This window comes from Clostridium sardiniense, from assembly GCF_019753795.1.
Classification (GTDB): Bacteria; Bacillota; Clostridia; order Clostridiales; family Clostridiaceae; genus Clostridium; species Clostridium sardiniense.
The window spans coordinates 84669-100837 of record NZ_JAIKTU010000008.1 but is presented as its reverse complement, the minus strand read 5'-3'; the positions used below and the strand labels follow the sequence as shown (position 1 = coordinate 100837).

Below are 16169 nucleotides of genomic sequence, written 5' to 3'. Positions count from 1 at the left end.
ATTAAGAAAGACTAGATCAAATATCTAGTCTTTTTATCTTTATATTAATTTTTATATTAATTCTGATACATACTAGCTGAATAGTCTTTGCCATGTCTAAAAGGATTATTATTTACTATCTCTTCAGCCTCTTTAAAATCTCTAGCCTTAAAAACTATAGTCCATCCATTTTTATCATACTTACCTGCACACATTAAGTATTTTTTTGAACTTCCAAAGTTTCCTTGTCTATCGATAATTAAGCTATTGCTTTCACCTATATTTTTATAGTTTAATTTTACAAAAACGCCTGAATCTGATTTCATAAATAACACTCCTTCTGTACGAACATACGTTTGATTACATTTTATCGAACGCAAGTTCGTATGTCAACATATTTTTCTCTTATGTTAACAATATATGTACCCATTTTCTAAATATTCCTAATTATTTTTTAACTTTTATAAATTTACTTAATTTACAAGAAAAGAGAGTTCATTGCCCCTAAATACTCATAGTATTTAAAACTATGAACATAACAATAAACTCCCTCATATTAAAATAGGTGTAATTTTATTTATATAATTCTGCTTTAGATTTCAGCTATATTAAATACATCTAGATTGCTCTCATTTTCAAAATGCTTCTTCTTAACATCTATAATAGCCTTTAGTGTATCAAGGGCTGTTATAACCCCAATATTTCTCTCTACAGCAGCTCTTCTTATTAAGAATCCATCTCTCTTTGAATCATTTCCTTTAGTTGGCGTGTTGATTACTAAATCTACTTCCTTATTCTTAACAACATCTAATATATTTGGTTTTTCTTCATTTAACTTTCTTACTTCTTCTACATCAACTCCATGCTCTCTTAAAAGCTTACAAGTTCCTTCTGTTGATACAAATTTATATCCAAGTTTTGAAAGTTCTACTGCCATTTTTAAGAACTCATCTTTGTCATGATTTTTAATTGTTGCAAGTATCTTTCCTTTTTCCATTCCTGGGAACATACTAGCTCCAACAAATCCTTTGTATAAAGCTTCTTCTATGTTTCTACCTATTCCTAATACTTCACCTGTAGATTTCATTTCTGGTCCTAATGATACCTCTACATTTGGAAGCTTTTGAGTTGAGAATACTGGAACCTTTACTGATACTAATTCTGGTTCTTTATAAACATCTACTCCATAACCTAAATCTTTAATCTTATATCCAAGCATCGCCTTAGTTGCAAGATCTACTATTGGTACTCCAGATACCTTGCTTATATATGGTACTGTTCTTGATGCTCTTGGATTAACTTCTATTACATATAACTGCCCTTCGAATTCGATAAACTGTATGTTTATCATTCCCTTTATTCCTATTGCTAAAGCGAGCTTCTTAGTATATTCTAATACTTTCCCCTTAATCTCATCACTTATATTTTGACTTGGGTACATAGTAACACTATCCCCTGAGTGTACTCCTGCCCTTTCTAAATGCTCCATTATTCCTGGTATTAATATATCTTCTCCATCTGATATTGCATCTACTTCAATTTCTCTACCCATTAAGTACTTATCTATTAATATAGGATTTTTTGTATCTTTTATAAATGCATTCTTAAGATAATATGTTAATTCCTCTTCGTCATGAGTTATTTCCATCCCTTGGCCACCAAGTACATATGAAGGTCTAACAAGTACTGGGAATCCAAGTCTTCTAGCTTCTTCTAATCCTTCTCCTAGTGACCATACACCTTTACCCTTAGGTCTTGAAACCCCAAGTTCTTCTAATAATTCATCGAACTTTTCTCTATCTTCAGCCATATCTATTTGATCTGCTGTTGTTCCAAGAGCTGGTATATCTTTTTCCTTTAAGAAATTAGCAAGTTTTATTGCTGTTTGACCACCAAATTGAAGTATTACTCCATCTGGGTTTTCTTTCTCTACTATATTAAGTACATCTTCTTCTGTTAATGGTTCAAAGTATAGCTTATCTGATATATCAAAATCTGTACTTACCGTCTCTGGGTTATTATTAACTATTATAGTCTCTATTCCCATGTTTTTAAGTGATTTTACACAATGTACAGATGCATAGTCAAATTCAACACCTTGTCCTATTCTTATTGGACCTGAACCTATAACTATTACTTTCTTCTTATCTTTATTTACTGTAACTTCATCATATTGCTCATAAGTTGAGTAATAATACGGTGATAATGCTTCAAATTCTCCTGCACAAGTATCAACCATCTTATATGAAGGTCTAATATTCCATATATCTCTTAATCTATAGATATCTTCGGGACTAACTTCTAAGAAATCTGCAATTGCCTTATCTGAGAATCCCTTTTTCTTTAAGTTTAATAACCATTCTTTATCTAAATTTTCTATGTGGCTTAACTTTAGCCTTTGTTCTTCATTTACTATCCATTTTATTTTATCTACAAAGAATCTATCTATTCCAGTTATTTGAGATACCATATCAACTCTATAGTCTCTTCTAAGCATTTCTGCAAGTGCAAAGATTCTTTCATCATCAGGAGTTACTACTCTCTCTTTTAATTCTTGCATGCTTAAATCTCTAAACTTTTTAAAGTCTAATGAGTATCTTCCTATTTCTAAACTTCTTATCCCTTTTAAGAATGCTTGCTCAAAGTTAGCTCCTATAGCCATTATTTCTCCAGTTGCCATCATCTTTGTTCCAAGTGCTCTATCTGCGCTGAAGAATTTATCAAAAGGCCATTTTGGTATTTTACATACAACATAATCAAGTGTTGGCTCAAAACATGCATATGTTTTTTGTGTAACTGCATTTTTGATTTCATCTAATCCATATCCAAGTGCTATCTTTGCTGCAAGTTTTGCTATTGGATATCCTGTTGCCTTTGATGCTAAGGCTGATGATCTTGAAACTCTTGGGTTTATTTCTATTACTGCATATTCAAAGCTTTCTGGGTGAAGAGCAAATTGTACATTACATCCACCTTCAATTCCTACAGCATTTATTATGTTTATTGATGCTGTTCTAAGCATTTGATATTCTTTATCTGATAATGTTTGAGATGGTGCAACAACTATACTATCTCCTGTATGTATTCCAACTGGGTCTATGTTTTCCATATTACATACTGTTATGCAGTTTCCGTATGAATCTCTCATTACTTCATACTCAACTTCTCTCCAACCCTTAACTGATTTCTCTAAAAGAACCTGTCCTATAGTACTTAACTGTAACCCTGACTCTAATATCTCTCTTAATTCTTCTTCAGTTTCAGCAATACCTCCGCCAGTTCCTCCTAGGGTATACGCAGGTCTTACTATAACTGGATATCCTATTTTATTTGCAAAAGCCATTCCAGCTTCTAAATCAGTTATTATATCACTTTGTATAACTGGTTCATTGATTCTATTCATCATATTTCTAAATAGTTCTCTATCTTCACCCTCTTTTATAGATTCGATAGATGTACCTATTACTTTTACATTATATTTATCTAAAATTCCAGCATCATAAAGCTCTACTGCTAAATTCAGACCTGTTTGTCCACCCATTCCCGCAAGTAAGCTATCTGGTCTTTCCTTATCTATTACTTTTTCAACAAATTCTAAAGTTAATGGCTCTAAGTAAACTTTATCTGCTACTTCTTTATCCGTCATTATAGTTGCAGGATTTGAGTTTATTAATACAACTTCCATTCCTTCTTCTTTTAGAGCCTGACAAGCTTGAGTTCCTGAATAATCAAACTCAGCAGCTTGACCTATTATAATTGGACCTGAACCTATAACTAATACTCTTTTTATATCTTTATTTAATGGCATAACTTTAAACCTCCTAATAATCTTATAGTGCGTAATTTAAGAATCTATCAAATATATATTCAGAATCCTTTGGACCTGCTGATGCTTCTGGATGGAATTGAACTGAATATATTGGCATTGTTTTATGCTTTAATCCTTCAATCGTTCCATCATTGATGTTTATATGAGTCGCCTCTACATCTTCTGGCATACTATCTACAACATATCCGTGATTCTGTGAGGTTATGTGTACTTTTCCTGTTTCTAAATCTTTTACTGGATGGTTTCCACCTCTATGTCCAAATTTTAATTTAGTTGTGTTTCCACCTAAGCTTAATGCTAAAAGTTGATGCCCTAGACATATTCCAACTATAGGTTTCTTTCCTATTATATTTTTTATTGTTTGTATTTCATATTCTAAATCTTGAGGATCCCCAGGACCATTTGATACAAATACTAGATCCGGATTTACATTAAGTATTTCTTCCGCTGATGTACCTGATGGGAATACTGTAAGTTTGCATCCTCTCTTTCTGAAGCATCTTATTATATTTTGCTTTATTCCATAATCTATTATTGCTACATGCTTGCCTTCTCCTGGAATCTCATATTTTTCTTTTGTAGTAACTATATGTACTGCCTCTTTGTTTGAAAAGCTATTTAATTTTTCATTAACATCATCTAAATTTGAATCATCTAAAACAATTATTCCCTTCATTGTTCCATTGTTTCTTAATACTTTTGTTAGTGCTCTTGTATCTATTCCCTCAAGCCCTATTATTTTATTTTGCTTTAAATAATCATCTAAAGTTAATTCGCATCTAAAGTTATTTGGCATATTGCATTTTTCCCTAACTATAAACCCTTTAACCTGTGGCTTACTTGACTCTACATCCTCTAAATTAACTCCATAGTTTCCTATTAAAGGATATGTCATCGTAACTATTTGACCATAATATGATGGATCAGTTAAAACCTCTTGATATCCAGTCATACCTGTAGTAAAAACTACTTCTCCTACATTTTCTTTTAAATATCCAAATGGATTTCCTTCAAAGACCATACCATTTTCTAATATAAGCTTTGCTTTCATGCTTAGCCCTCCTCTAAACTATTAGTTAGCTGCTAAAAATACACTTTAAAAGATAAATCTCAATAATTTTTTATAAAAAAAAGGACAATAAAGAGACTACAACATTTTAAATTGCTATCCTTATTATCCTCGTATGTTCATCGTTATTTAAATTTATCTTTAAAGACAAAGCTATGATATTCATATTTCTCAATAACATAGTTGCATACTCCTTTCTGGCCTCACAGGACCAATTTAAAGTGTACCTTAACTTCAAATTTATTCTTTTTTCTTATTTTAATTTATGACGATTTCCATGTCAAGGAATTTATTTAAATTACCTTCAATTACATATACTCGTTAAAATAGATGTAAATATTATTTAAAAAGTTATTAAATACTATTTACAATAGTTTTTTATAATAGTATAATTTCCTTAACAACTAAAATATGGTAATATATTACATGAAAACATTAAAGGGGGAAATACATGTTACAGGTAAAAAATTTAACTAAAACATTTAAGAAAAATACCGTTGTTAACGATATTACTTTCACTGTAAATCCTGGTGAAATAGTTGGACTTTTAGGTGAAAATGGTGCTGGTAAAACTACTACTCTCAGAATGATCTCTACAATGCTAAAAATTACTTCTGGAGAGGCTATAGTAAATAATTATTCAGCCTCTATAGATCCTATTAAAGTGAGAAATGAGATTGGTATTCTTTTTGGAGGAGATGTTGGTCTTTATGATAGACTAACAGCAAGAGAAAACATAAGATATTTTGCAAATCTTTATGGCATAGACAATAAAGAAGCCGACAAAAGAATCGATGAATTATCTAAAAGATTTCAAATGGATGAATATATCGATAAAAGAGTATCAAAATTTTCAAGGGGTATGAAGCAGAAGGTATCTATTGCACGTTCAATAGTACATAGTCCAAGTGTTATGCTATTTGATGAGCCATCTACAGGACTTGATGTTACTGCTGCAAGAACAATTCAGGATTTTATACTTAGCTGTAAAGAAGAAGGTAAAACTATTCTATTCTCTAGCCATTCTATGGCAGAAGTTGAAAAGCTTTGTGACAGAGTTGTTATTATAAATAAAGGTAAACTTATAGAAAATTGCTCAATAAATACTCTTAAAACAAAATATAATAATGATAATTTAGAAGATGTTTTTGTATCTTTAATCGGAGGTAATAGCCATGAGTAATTTTATGATCGTTTTAAAGAAAGAACTTAAAGATATATTCCGTGATAGAAAAACTATTTTATTCTCTATATTACTTCCAATATTAGTTTTTCCAATAATATTTAACGTTATGTTTAAAGGCATGGAAAGTACAGCAAAAAAGGCAACAGAAAATATAAATATATGTCTTAAAGGTGATGTAAACTCTAGTGCAGCAAACTTACTTAAATCTCAAAAAAATATAAGTATAAAAAATGTTGATGATCCTACAGAAGCACTACAAAATGGAGACATTCAACTTATTGTATCTATTCCAGATAATTTCGATGAAAGAGTTAATAAAGGTGAATTACTAAAAATCCCTATATCAATTGATGAGAATTCTAATAATTCAGCTATTGCCTCAAATGTAGTCCAAGAATTATTAGGAGGCTTATCAGATAAAATAGTTACTGATAAATTAAAAGCAAAAGGAATCGATAAGGCATCACTTACACCATTTTCATTAGATGTTAAATCTGGATTAAGTGATAGTACTGGAAATGGTGCAACTAATGGATTCTTAGGAATGATTCCATCATTAATAGTAATACTTATGATCTCACCAACACTTGCAATAGCTGCAGATTTAGGTGCTGGAGAGAAAGAGAGAAATACCTTAGAGCCATTACTTTCAACTTCATGTAATAGAAGTGCTCTTTTATGGGGTAAAGTAGTTGCAATGAGTATAGTATCTGCTTTAGCACTTGTATTAAGCCTAGGTTCCATGTACTTTGCTATGCAAAATATACCTGGACTTGAAGAAGGCTTCTCACTAGGATTAAATGCAACAAGTATAACTCTTATACTATTGATATCATTCTTATTATTGATTGCAATTTGTTCATTAGAAACTTGTGTTAGCTTATATGCTAAATCAGTTAAAGAGGCTGGAACTTATTTATCAGGACTTATTATGCCATTTATGATTCTTTCATATGTTCCTGTATTCATGGATGCAAAAAATACATCTATGCTTATATTTAATATTCCAGTTGCAAATTCAGTTGCTCTCATGAAAGAAGTTATGGTAGGAGTTTATAATCCAACTCATATAGGAATAGTAGTTGGATGGCATATAATTTATGTAGTTGCTGCTGTATTATTTGCTAAGTATATGTTCTCAAGAGAGGAAGTTATATTTAGAGCTTAAATATTTTAAAGAAGGTTATTAAAAATAACCTTCTTTTTTTATAATTTTCATAATAAAATCTCCCTTTTACTCAAATAATATAATTAATAAAATTAATTGTATTAATGAATTTTATTTGAAATTTATGAACTTTAATGATATAATCACTTCTAACAACTTTAATTTTATTATTAAGTTGTCAGTTGTCGAAAAGGGGGCTTTTTTGTGATAGAGATAAAAAACGTATCAAAAAAATTAGGCAATAGGCTGATATTAGATGATATTTCGCTTTCAATAGAAAGTGGTAGTTTGGTTGTTTTAATAGGATCAAGTGGTTGTGGAAAGACTACAACACTTAAACTTATAAATAAATTAATTACACCAACCTCTGGTGAAATTTTTATTGATGGCAAACCACTCTCTAAAGAAAATACTATAGATCTTAGAAGAAGAATTGGTTATGTAATACAAAACACTGGATTATTTCCACATCTAACTATAAAGGAAAATATAGAGCTTATTCCAAAACTTAAAAAGGAAAAGTCTATTAAAGATATTGAGGAAGCTACAGTAAAACTTTTAAACATGGTAGGACTTGATCCTGATACTTATTTAAATAAGTATCCATCAGAACTAAGTGGAGGGCAGCAGCAAAGAATTGGGGTTGCAAGAGCATTTGCTACTGATGCAGAGATTATTCTTATGGATGAGCCTTTTAGTGCACTAGATCCAATAACTCGTACTTCTCTTCAAGAAGAATTATTTTCTCTTCATGAAGAATTAAAGAAAACAATAATATTTGTTACTCACGATATGGATGAAGCACTAAAAATAGCTGATAAGATTTGTATCATGGAAAATGGAAAAGTAGCTCAGTATGATACACCTGAAAATATACTTAGAAATCCTGCTAATGATTTTATTAGAGATTTCATTGGCTCTGATAGAGTTTGGAACAATCCAGAGTTTATTAAAGCTGATGATATTATGATTAAAAATCCAGTTGCAGTTAAGGGAGCTAGAACTATCCTTCAAGGTATAGAAATAATGAGAAGTAGTAAAGTTGATAGTCTTTTAGTTGTTGATAAAGATCATATATTAAAAGGAATAGTTACAGTAAAAGATATTAAATCTACTCATGATAAATCTACACATTTAGAAAAAATTATGAGTAAAGAGCCTCTTACTGTAAATGAAAATGATAATTTAGTAGATATTTTAGCTAAGATGAATGAACATTCAGTTGGATATGTTCCAGTTACTAATTCATCTAATAAATTAGTTGGATTGATAACTAGAAGTAGTTTACTTTCAGTCTTAAGTGAACAATTCCTTGATATGGAGGTGAGTGTTCTTGGATAGTTTCTTTCAATTTATAATTTCACAAAAGAATCAAATACTTGATCTTTTAGTTCAACACATCTCATTGACACTTACTGCTATTTTAATTGCTATATTAGTTGGTGTTCCACTTGGGATAATAGTATCTAGAGTTTCATTTCTTAGAAAGCCTATAATAGGTTTTGTAAATCTAATTCAAGCAGTACCATCAATGGCATTACTTGGACTTCTTATTCCTCTACTTGGTATAGGTAGTACTCCCGCAATATTTATGGTAGTAATTTATTCTTTATTACCTATTGTTAAGAATACTTATACAGGTCTTACAAGCATTGATCCAGTAATCTTAGAATCAGCTAAAGGTATTGGTCTTACAAGAAATCAGACTTTATTTAAAATTCAATTACCTCTTGCACTTCCAATAATAATGGCAGGTGTCAGAATTTCAGCTGTTACCGCTGTTGGTCTTATGACACTAGCTGCATTTATAGGCGCTGGTGGTCTTGGGTACTTAGTATTCTCAGGAGTTCAAACTGTTAATAATAATATGATATTAGCTGGTGCTATACCTGCTTGTATACTTGCTTTAATCGTAGACTATATATTTGGTAAAATAGAGCTTGCTGTTACTCCATCAGGTTTAAATCCTAAATCTCCAAGAAGAAATACTATTGTACTAAAAGTAGTTGGAGTTATACTTGCTATATTAGTTCTATTTACAGCATTTAACTCAATATTTGTAGGTAAGAAAAATACTATAACTATCGGTTCAAAGAACTATACAGAACAACTTATACTTGGAAATATGTATGCTGATTTAGTTGAAGCTAAAACAGATTTAAATGTAGATAGAAAACTTAATCTTGGTGGTACATCCGTAGCATTTGGAGCTGTTCAATCTGGTGATTTAGATATGTACGTTGATTATACTGGTACGCTTTTATTAAGTGTAATGAAAGAACAACCAATAAAGGATGCGACTAAATCTTATAACCATATAAAAGATATTATGAATAATAAATATGGATTAACTTTATTAGATCCAATTGGATTTAATAACACATATACATTAGCTATGATGCCTGAGGTTGCTGAAAAGTATGGAATAAATACACTATCTGATTTAGCTAAACATAGTAGGGATCTTATATTTTCTCCAACAATAGAGTTTGAAAACAGAGATGATGGATTAGTTGGATTATCTAAATTCTATAACATGAGTTTTAAAAATGTTAAGGCAATGGATGGAAGCCTTAGATATTCAGCCCTAGCAAATAATGAATCTCAAGTAGTTGATGCATTCTCAACTGATGGGCTTTTAAAGAAATTTAAGCTTAAGGTATTAAAAGATGATAAAGGTTTCTTTTCGCCTTATAACGCAGTACCTTTAGTTAATAACGAAACTTTAGAAGAACATCCAGAACTTAAAGATATATTCAATTCATTAAAAGGCAAAATTGATGAAAAAACTATGATAGATCTTAACTATCAAGTAGATGAACTTGGAAAATCTCCGGAAGAGGTTGCTCATAAGTTTCTAGTAGATCAAGGTTTAATTTAATGATAAAACTTTTAAATCTCTCCGTAAGGAGAGATTTTTTTTAGATTTTTTCTATAAATTTTACAATATAAGTAATAGGATTCTCATTATTGCTTGGAGCTATATAATTAGTCCTATCTTTTAGCTTTTCATTTCCATTATCAACTACAAATCCATAGTGAGCTTCTTCTATAAGCTCTTTATCATTCATGTTATCTCCTACCGTAACTATCTTTAGATCATTTAGATTATAATTATTTATTAAATCTTTAAGTGCATGACCTTTAGATGTGTATCTAGGAACAACTTCAAGAAAATTATAACCACTTCTTATTGGAATTTCACTATCATACTTTTCTTTAAACTCTTCTTCCATTTCGTCTAATACGTTTTTATCACCTACAACTAAAATCTTAGTCCATCTCTTTTTCCATACATCCTCATCTATATCATAAATTACGTTATATCCCTTACCTGTAAATCTTTTTGTATAGGTGCAGTCTTTAAATATGTATATATTTTCTTCTGAATAAACCTCTATTCCAACATCATTTCTAGTATTAAGTATTTTATTTATTACATCTTTTCTTTCTTCTTCTAAAAAGTATTCTTTAATAACTTCTTCATTTGAATAATCATAAACCTTGCTACCATTATATAAAATTATCGGTAAACTCAAATTAAGCTCTCTTGCAAACCTACTAGCTGCTGGAAGCATCCTCCCTGTAGCTATTGTAAATAGCCCTCCGTTATCCATAAAATACTGTATTGATTTTTTATCTTCATCTGAAATTATTCTTTTATCATTTAACAATGTTCCATCCATATCTGAAACTAAAATATAACCATTAAAAATCCCCATATCCCTATTCCTCCTATTTATTTGTACTAAATATTATTTTTCTTATTATACCTCTAGGTAAAAATTTTGTTGCTATAACCATAGCTTTATTCTTAAATCCAGGTATTATAATAGCTTTTTTATTTTTAAATCCATCATAACCTTCTTTTGCAACATCCTTTGCATCCATTAAATATTTCTTTGCTTTCTCTGATTTTATAATTCCTGCATTTTCTTGAAAAGATGTTTTAACTGGTCCAGGACAAAGGCAACTTACATTAACTCCAAATTCTTTTGCCTCTTCATAAAGTGCCTCTGATAATGTAAGTACATATGCTTTTGAAGAGTAATAAGTACTCATTTTAGGTCCTCCAACAAATGCTGCTGTAGATGCCACATTTAATATTCCTCCTGACCTTCTCTCTTTCATTTTTGGTAAGAAATATTTTATAAGCTTAGTTAACACTATAATATTTATATCTATAAGTTTTATATCTTTATCCACATCTATTTCATCAAAATATCCAAAACTTCCTACACCAGCATTGTTAATTAAGTTATCCACAACTACATTTTTTTCTTCCACAAATTTTATAAGTTCCTCACAAGAATTATCCACACTAAGATCCAATTCTAAAATCTCAACAAATATATTGAATTTTTTTTCTAATTTTTCTTTTACTATTTTAAGCTCATCTTCTTTTCTTGCTACTATAATTAAATTGTTTCTATCCTTTGCAAATAATTTAGCAAGCTCTAGTCCTATTCCCTTTGTTCCTCCAGTTATTAGTGTATATTTTTTATCCATAATATTTTAAGTTCACTCCTAAATATAATTAACATCTATTCTTATAAAGTTTTTCACCTTTCACTTTCTATTATTTTACAATAATAATATTTAGAATTATAGTATTAGTTTAAATTTACACTTATATAAAAGATTAATATTGTTTTTTTATTTATCCCTTAATATAAATTCATTTTACATAATTAACATATTATTGGATAAAAGTATTGTATTTGTTAAAATATTCTAATATAATTATACCTAGATAATCTATACATAGATTATCTAGGTATAATTTAAAATTCATGATTATATAGGAGGACACTTAATGATTCATTTAAATTCTGGGTTTCTAATTCTGATATCTATTCCTTTTATAATTATACTCAACATACTATTCTTTAAAATGCAAAAAAGAAGTAATTTAAAGTTTTCTACAAAACGCGTAATATGGAATACTTTATTTGCAATCTACATTCTATTGGTTATGAGTGTAACTATATTCCCTATTATTATAAATACTCAAAGAACAATTGATGTTTCTGCAACTATAAACTTAGTTCCTTTTAAAGAAACTATAAATTCATTTAATAGCCTTTTAGACTCATTTTCAACTTTATTTGCAATAAAATTATTTTTAGTTAATGTGCTTGGTAACATATTACTCTTCACGCCACTCGGATTTTTACTTCCAATAGTAAATCCGAATATTAATAATATAAAGCCTATATTTAAGATCTCACTAATAGCTACAATATCTATAGAGTTAATCCAATTCATTACATCATTAAGTGGAGGCTTTAGAGTTACTGATATAGATGATGTTATATTAAATATTTTAGGGGGACTATTTGGCTTTTTAATATTTACTTTATTCTCAAAGGTAAAACTATTTAAACTTATAATGAATTAGAGGAGGAATAATAATGAAAGTAAACAAGGAATTAATGAAAGGCAGTACTTCTCTTTTAATCCTTGGATTATTAAACAGGAAAGAGATGTATGGATATGAAATGATTAAAGAAATTGAAGTAACTTCAAATAGCGTTTTTTCTTTCAACGAAGGTACACTCTATCCTATACTTCATGCACTTGAAAACGAAGGAGCAATTGAATCATTCTGGAAAGAAGGAGAAACTAAAAGAAAAAGGAAATATTATTGCATCACTAACACAGGAAAAAAACATCTTAAAGAAAAAGAAGATGAATGGAGTTTATTTAGTAAAACTGTAGATAAAGTTTTAGGGGGAACTACAGCATGAATATAGAAAATAATAAGCTTGTTAATGACTACTTAGATAATGTCTGTTCAAATATACGAAATACTAGAATGCATAGTGAAATTCGTGAGGAATTATTATGCCATATTGAGGATAGATTTCTTTCAGATTTAGATAAGGGGCTAGATGATGAAGAAGCTATTAAAAACGCAGTTACAGTTATGGGTGATTACAAAAAAGTTGGTAATGATTTAAATAAAATCCATAAGCCTTCAATTGAATGGGGAATATTGATATCAACAATATTAATATTATGTATAGGCCTAATTGCCTTAAATTCTTTATCAAACTCTTTAGATTTAAGAGAATTATTTATTAGTAGAAGTTTAGTATTTTCTCTTATAGGAATAGTTCTTCTATTTTTAAGTAGCTATTTCAATTATATTAAATTAAATGTATGGTCTAAAAAGATATATATAACATCTATATTATTATTGTTACTTTGCTTATTCCATGAAGAAGTGATAGGTGGTAGTAGAGCATTTTTAGTGTTAGGTTCTGTTTCTATAAATATATTAGAATTATCTCCTATACTTATACTAATATCATTATGCAATTTAGTTAAAGGGGTTAAAGAATGTAAAAGTAAAATGGATTTTTTAGAAGTATATACTCTATGCTTTATGCCATTAATCTTTATGATTACATTTCGAAATATTCCTTGTATAGCTATATATGTTGTTGGAGTATGCACAATTTTAAAAATTAAAAAATATAAAAATAGATATATACTAATTCCTATTTTGGTATGTTTCTTATTATTTTTATTTGCTTTAGATGGTTATAGATTTATGAGATTAACTTCATTTTTAAATCCATCATCTGACCCACAAGGAGGTACTTATATATATAATCAAATCCATACTGCTCTTAGTAACTCAGTATTTATAGGACAAGCTAATGACTTTACAACATATTTAATGCCTGGATTTGAGGGAGATTTTATCTTTACTTTTATAATATATAGATTTGGATTTTTAGCAGGATTTATTACTGTTTTATTATGCGGATTCTTATTATTTAAAATATCAAAAATATTAATGAAAGTAAAAAATACTTACAATAAATCATTAATAATTATAATGCTTACTACTCTTTGTATTAAGTTTATATATGGTATCCTTATGAATTTAGGAATGGCCCCACACATACCAATTTCTATTCCATTTTTAAGTTATGGGGGAACTTCAGGTATAATAAACCTAATGTTAATTGGATTAATACTAAATATATATAAAATAAGAAACTTATCTAATATAGAGAGTTTAAATACATGCAATAAATAAAAGTAGCTTATGCTACTTTTATTTATTATCTAAGTTTTGTAGTATAATAATCATATAAGTAATTTTTAGTATTATTACCATATGATGAGAGGATGATATTCTATGAAGATGATTAACAAAAGAAGAGTAGCCATTATATCAGCAAGTTTAGCCATTATTATTTTCCTATTTTTTAAAACGTTTTCAGTATTTGCATTTCACAATCCACAAGAACTACTAAAAGATCCTGATCAAAAGATTTCATCACTATATTATGATAGTGAGGAAAACAATAATGAACAATTAGTAGCTTTCAGAAAACTAACCGGAATTACTACTTTAAGCAAAATTCATATTAAAGATAATGGTAATTTTACTATCAAATATGACAGTAAGATTTTAAGTGGCAAATTAAATATTTATGTAGTAGATAAAAATAATAACATTATTAAAGAAATATCATCTAATAATTCTGGCTCTATGGTTATAAATTCTAATGGAAACTATGATTTTTCAATAAAAATATATGCAAAAAACGCAAAAGGAACTATTGAACTTAAAATTATTCCACAAGATAACTTAGACATTAAATATAATAATGAAATATCCGATTCTTAAAATATAAAAAAGACAAGCTAAATCTTTTTATCTAAGGTTATAGCTTGTCTTTAATAATTCTATTATTTTATTCCTTAATATTTATAAAACTTTATAAATATAGAGTATATTTTTATTATTTAGAGTATAAAGAGCCCCCTACTATTTGCTCTTCTTTTTCTATATATTTGCCTGCTCTAGGATTAATAGCTTTAATAAACATGTTTAAGAAATTTAATAATATAAATAGCACTACGTAAGTTGCTATAAATATTTCTATATTCCCTAATAATTCAAAAATATTTCCTAATGATATATTTCCTAATCCCATGCAATAATCTGATAATTTATACGCTGCAAGGGTTGCGATAGCTAAAGGGAACGTAAATGCTGCATATGCTGGTTTAAAGCCTTCCTTAAATAATTTTAAAATATATCCATATACAACTACAAGTAAAATTAATCCTGTAATAACTAACCAAGCTAACATATATTTATTTGGATTTGGTTCTATTGTTAATATTCCAACTACTCCTAGTGGAGCTGGTGAACAAATTATACCTACTGTTGGAAGTTTATGATCATCTAATTTTTCACTTCTAAACACTATATATAGAACTAATGGTAATAGTAATGTATAAAACACAAATCCGAACATAAGCATGAAGTATGCTATTTGTGGAATTTGAGGTATAACCCCATCCATTCCTTTACTAGCAACACTACCTGTTATCATACCTGTATATACGATAAAGCAAGTTGGCATTATATTACTAAATTTTCTCTCTTTAATTCTTAATATTGTATAGAAAATTACGATTGCATAGTGATATACTACTGCACCAATCCATAAATAACTACAAAGTACTGGGAAACTAGGGTAGAAATAAGCTGAAACAAGCCATACTACCATACCAATAGTTGGGTAAAATGTACCTGTAACAGGATTTTTCAATTCGTCTAACATAACTTTTGGAAATCTAATTAATCTTATTAACATTAGTCCTAACATACATACTGCAATAAATATTGCTATTGGCTTGAAATAATTAACATCTTTTATTATCCAAGAATTACTCAATGTTATAAATGCTAAGCATGTACCACTTATACCAATAGGATAATTTTTTAATTTATCTAAGTATTTTTTCATATCTAATAATCACCTCTTATCATTAGTTATCATCAATTTATCTATAGTTATCAATTTATTTAAAGCATTCTTAAGTAACTTCAATTATATTATATAGTTGCATTACATATAAGTAAAATATATTATTTTTATAATAATAATATATTTTTACCTAT

14 protein-coding genes are annotated in these 16169 nt (G+C 28.7%); 8 read left to right on the top strand and 6 right to left on the bottom strand.

The window, feature by feature from the left end; translation table 11 throughout:
* Positions 1-56: 56 nt before the first annotated feature.
* From K5V21_RS10950 to carA, 3 genes are all read right to left on the bottom strand, one after another.
* Positions 57-305, bottom strand: coding sequence for a hypothetical protein (locus K5V21_RS10950; RefSeq protein ID WP_204594157.1), 249 nt, complete (start codon positions 303-305; stop codon positions 57-59).
* Positions 306-571: 266 nt separating this feature from the next.
* Positions 572-3787, bottom strand: coding sequence for a carbamoyl-phosphate synthase large subunit (gene carB / locus K5V21_RS10945; RefSeq protein ID WP_221861290.1), 3216 nt, complete (start codon positions 3785-3787; stop codon positions 572-574).
* A gap of 22 nt (positions 3788-3809) precedes the next feature.
* Positions 3810-4859 (bottom strand): glutamine-hydrolyzing carbamoyl-phosphate synthase small subunit, encoded by a 1050-nt coding sequence (gene carA, locus K5V21_RS10940; RefSeq protein WP_221861289.1) that lies wholly within the window; start codon positions 4857-4859, stop codon positions 3810-3812.
* 469 nt (positions 4860-5328) lie between these two features.
* Between carA and K5V21_RS10935 the strand changes: the two genes are divergently transcribed.
* The 4 genes from K5V21_RS10935 (at position 5329) to K5V21_RS10920 (ending at position 10112) form a co-directional block, all read left to right on the top strand.
* On the top strand, positions 5329-6060 hold the full coding sequence (locus K5V21_RS10935) for an ABC transporter ATP-binding protein (RefSeq protein WP_221861288.1): 732 nt from the start codon (positions 5329-5331) through the stop codon (positions 6058-6060).
* Positions 6053-7231, top strand: coding sequence for an ABC transporter permease (locus tag K5V21_RS10930; protein ID WP_207758147.1), 1179 nt, complete (start codon positions 6053-6055; stop codon positions 7229-7231). The genes K5V21_RS10935 and K5V21_RS10930 overlap by 8 nt, the downstream gene beginning before the upstream one ends.
* 204 nt (positions 7232-7435) lie before the next feature.
* Positions 7436-8572: a betaine/proline/choline family ABC transporter ATP-binding protein gene (locus K5V21_RS10925; protein WP_221861287.1), complete on the top strand. Its 1137-nt coding sequence runs from the start codon at positions 7436-7438 to the stop codon at positions 8570-8572.
* Positions 8565-10112, top strand: a complete 1548-nt coding sequence (locus K5V21_RS10920) for an ABC transporter permease/substrate-binding protein (protein ID WP_221861286.1) — start codon at positions 8565-8567, stop codon at positions 10110-10112. Before K5V21_RS10925 ends, K5V21_RS10920 begins: the two co-directional genes overlap by 8 nt.
* Positions 10113-10152: 40 nt before the next feature.
* Here K5V21_RS10920 and K5V21_RS10915 read toward each other — a convergent pair whose 3' ends face one another.
* Positions 10153-10953 carry an HAD family hydrolase gene (locus tag K5V21_RS10915; RefSeq protein WP_221861285.1) on the bottom strand — a complete coding sequence of 267 codons (801 nt, stop codon included), beginning with the start codon at positions 10951-10953 and terminating at the stop codon, positions 10153-10155.
* Positions 10954-10966: 13 nt separating this feature from the next.
* Positions 10967-11740, bottom strand: coding sequence for an SDR family NAD(P)-dependent oxidoreductase (locus K5V21_RS10910; RefSeq protein WP_221861284.1), 774 nt, complete (start codon positions 11738-11740; stop codon positions 10967-10969).
* Positions 11741-12047: 307 nt separating this feature from the next.
* On the opposite strand from K5V21_RS10910, the gene K5V21_RS10905 reads away from it, so the two are divergent.
* The 4 genes from K5V21_RS10905 (at position 12048) to K5V21_RS10890 (ending at position 14882) form a co-directional block, all read left to right on the top strand.
* Positions 12048-12632 (top strand): VanZ family protein, encoded by a 585-nt coding sequence (locus tag K5V21_RS10905; RefSeq protein WP_221861283.1) that lies wholly within the window; start codon positions 12048-12050, stop codon positions 12630-12632.
* 13 nt (positions 12633-12645) lie between these two features.
* Entirely contained in the window at positions 12646-12981 is a 336-nt protein-coding gene (locus K5V21_RS10900; protein WP_221861282.1) for a PadR family transcriptional regulator, read from the top strand.
* Positions 12978-14285, top strand: coding sequence for an FtsW/RodA/SpoVE family cell cycle protein (locus K5V21_RS10895; protein ID WP_221861281.1), 1308 nt, complete (start codon positions 12978-12980; stop codon positions 14283-14285). The genes K5V21_RS10900 and K5V21_RS10895 overlap by 4 nt, the downstream gene beginning before the upstream one ends.
* Positions 14286-14387: 102 nt before the next feature.
* Complete coding sequence (locus K5V21_RS10890; protein WP_221861280.1) at positions 14388-14882, top strand: hypothetical protein; 495 nt, start codon at positions 14388-14390, stop codon at positions 14880-14882.
* Positions 14883-14997: 115 nt separating this feature from the next.
* Here K5V21_RS10890 and K5V21_RS10885 read toward each other — a convergent pair whose 3' ends face one another.
* A complete protein-coding gene (locus tag K5V21_RS10885) occupies positions 14998-16014 on the bottom strand; it encodes a TDT family transporter (protein ID WP_221861279.1) in 1017 nt (338 codons plus the stop codon).
* Positions 16015-16169: the final 155 nt, after the last annotated feature.

Excerpts from the sequence above, each read along its gene's own strand:
- K5V21_RS10950 (WP_204594157.1), bottom strand. The coding sequence starts at position 305 with ATGAAATCAGATTCAGGCGTTTTTGTAAAATTAAACTATAAAAATATA.
- carB (WP_221861290.1), bottom strand. The coding sequence starts at position 3,787 with ATGCCATTAAATAAAGATATAAAAAGAGTATTAGTTATAGGTTCAGGT.
- carA (WP_221861289.1), bottom strand. The coding sequence starts at position 4,859 with ATGAAAGCAAAGCTTATATTAGAAAATGGTATGGTCTTTGAAGGAAAT.
- K5V21_RS10935 (WP_221861288.1), top strand. The coding sequence starts at position 5,329 with ATGTTACAGGTAAAAAATTTAACTAAAACATTTAAGAAAAATACCGTT.
- K5V21_RS10930 (WP_207758147.1), top strand. The coding sequence starts at position 6,053 with ATGAGTAATTTTATGATCGTTTTAAAGAAAGAACTTAAAGATATATTC.
- K5V21_RS10915 (WP_221861285.1), bottom strand. The coding sequence starts at position 10,953 with ATGGGGATTTTTAATGGTTATATTTTAGTTTCAGATATGGATGGAACA.
- K5V21_RS10910 (WP_221861284.1), bottom strand. The coding sequence starts at position 11,740 with ATGGATAAAAAATATACACTAATAACTGGAGGAACAAAGGGAATAGGA.
- K5V21_RS10905 (WP_221861283.1), top strand. The coding sequence starts at position 12,048 with ATGATTCATTTAAATTCTGGGTTTCTAATTCTGATATCTATTCCTTTT.
- K5V21_RS10900 (WP_221861282.1), top strand. The coding sequence starts at position 12,646 with ATGAAAGTAAACAAGGAATTAATGAAAGGCAGTACTTCTCTTTTAATC.
- K5V21_RS10895 (WP_221861281.1), top strand. The coding sequence starts at position 12,978 with ATGAATATAGAAAATAATAAGCTTGTTAATGACTACTTAGATAATGTC.
- K5V21_RS10890 (WP_221861280.1), top strand. The coding sequence starts at position 14,388 with ATGAAGATGATTAACAAAAGAAGAGTAGCCATTATATCAGCAAGTTTA.
- K5V21_RS10885 (WP_221861279.1), bottom strand. The coding sequence starts at position 16,014 with ATGAAAAAATACTTAGATAAATTAAAAAATTATCCTATTGGTATAAGT.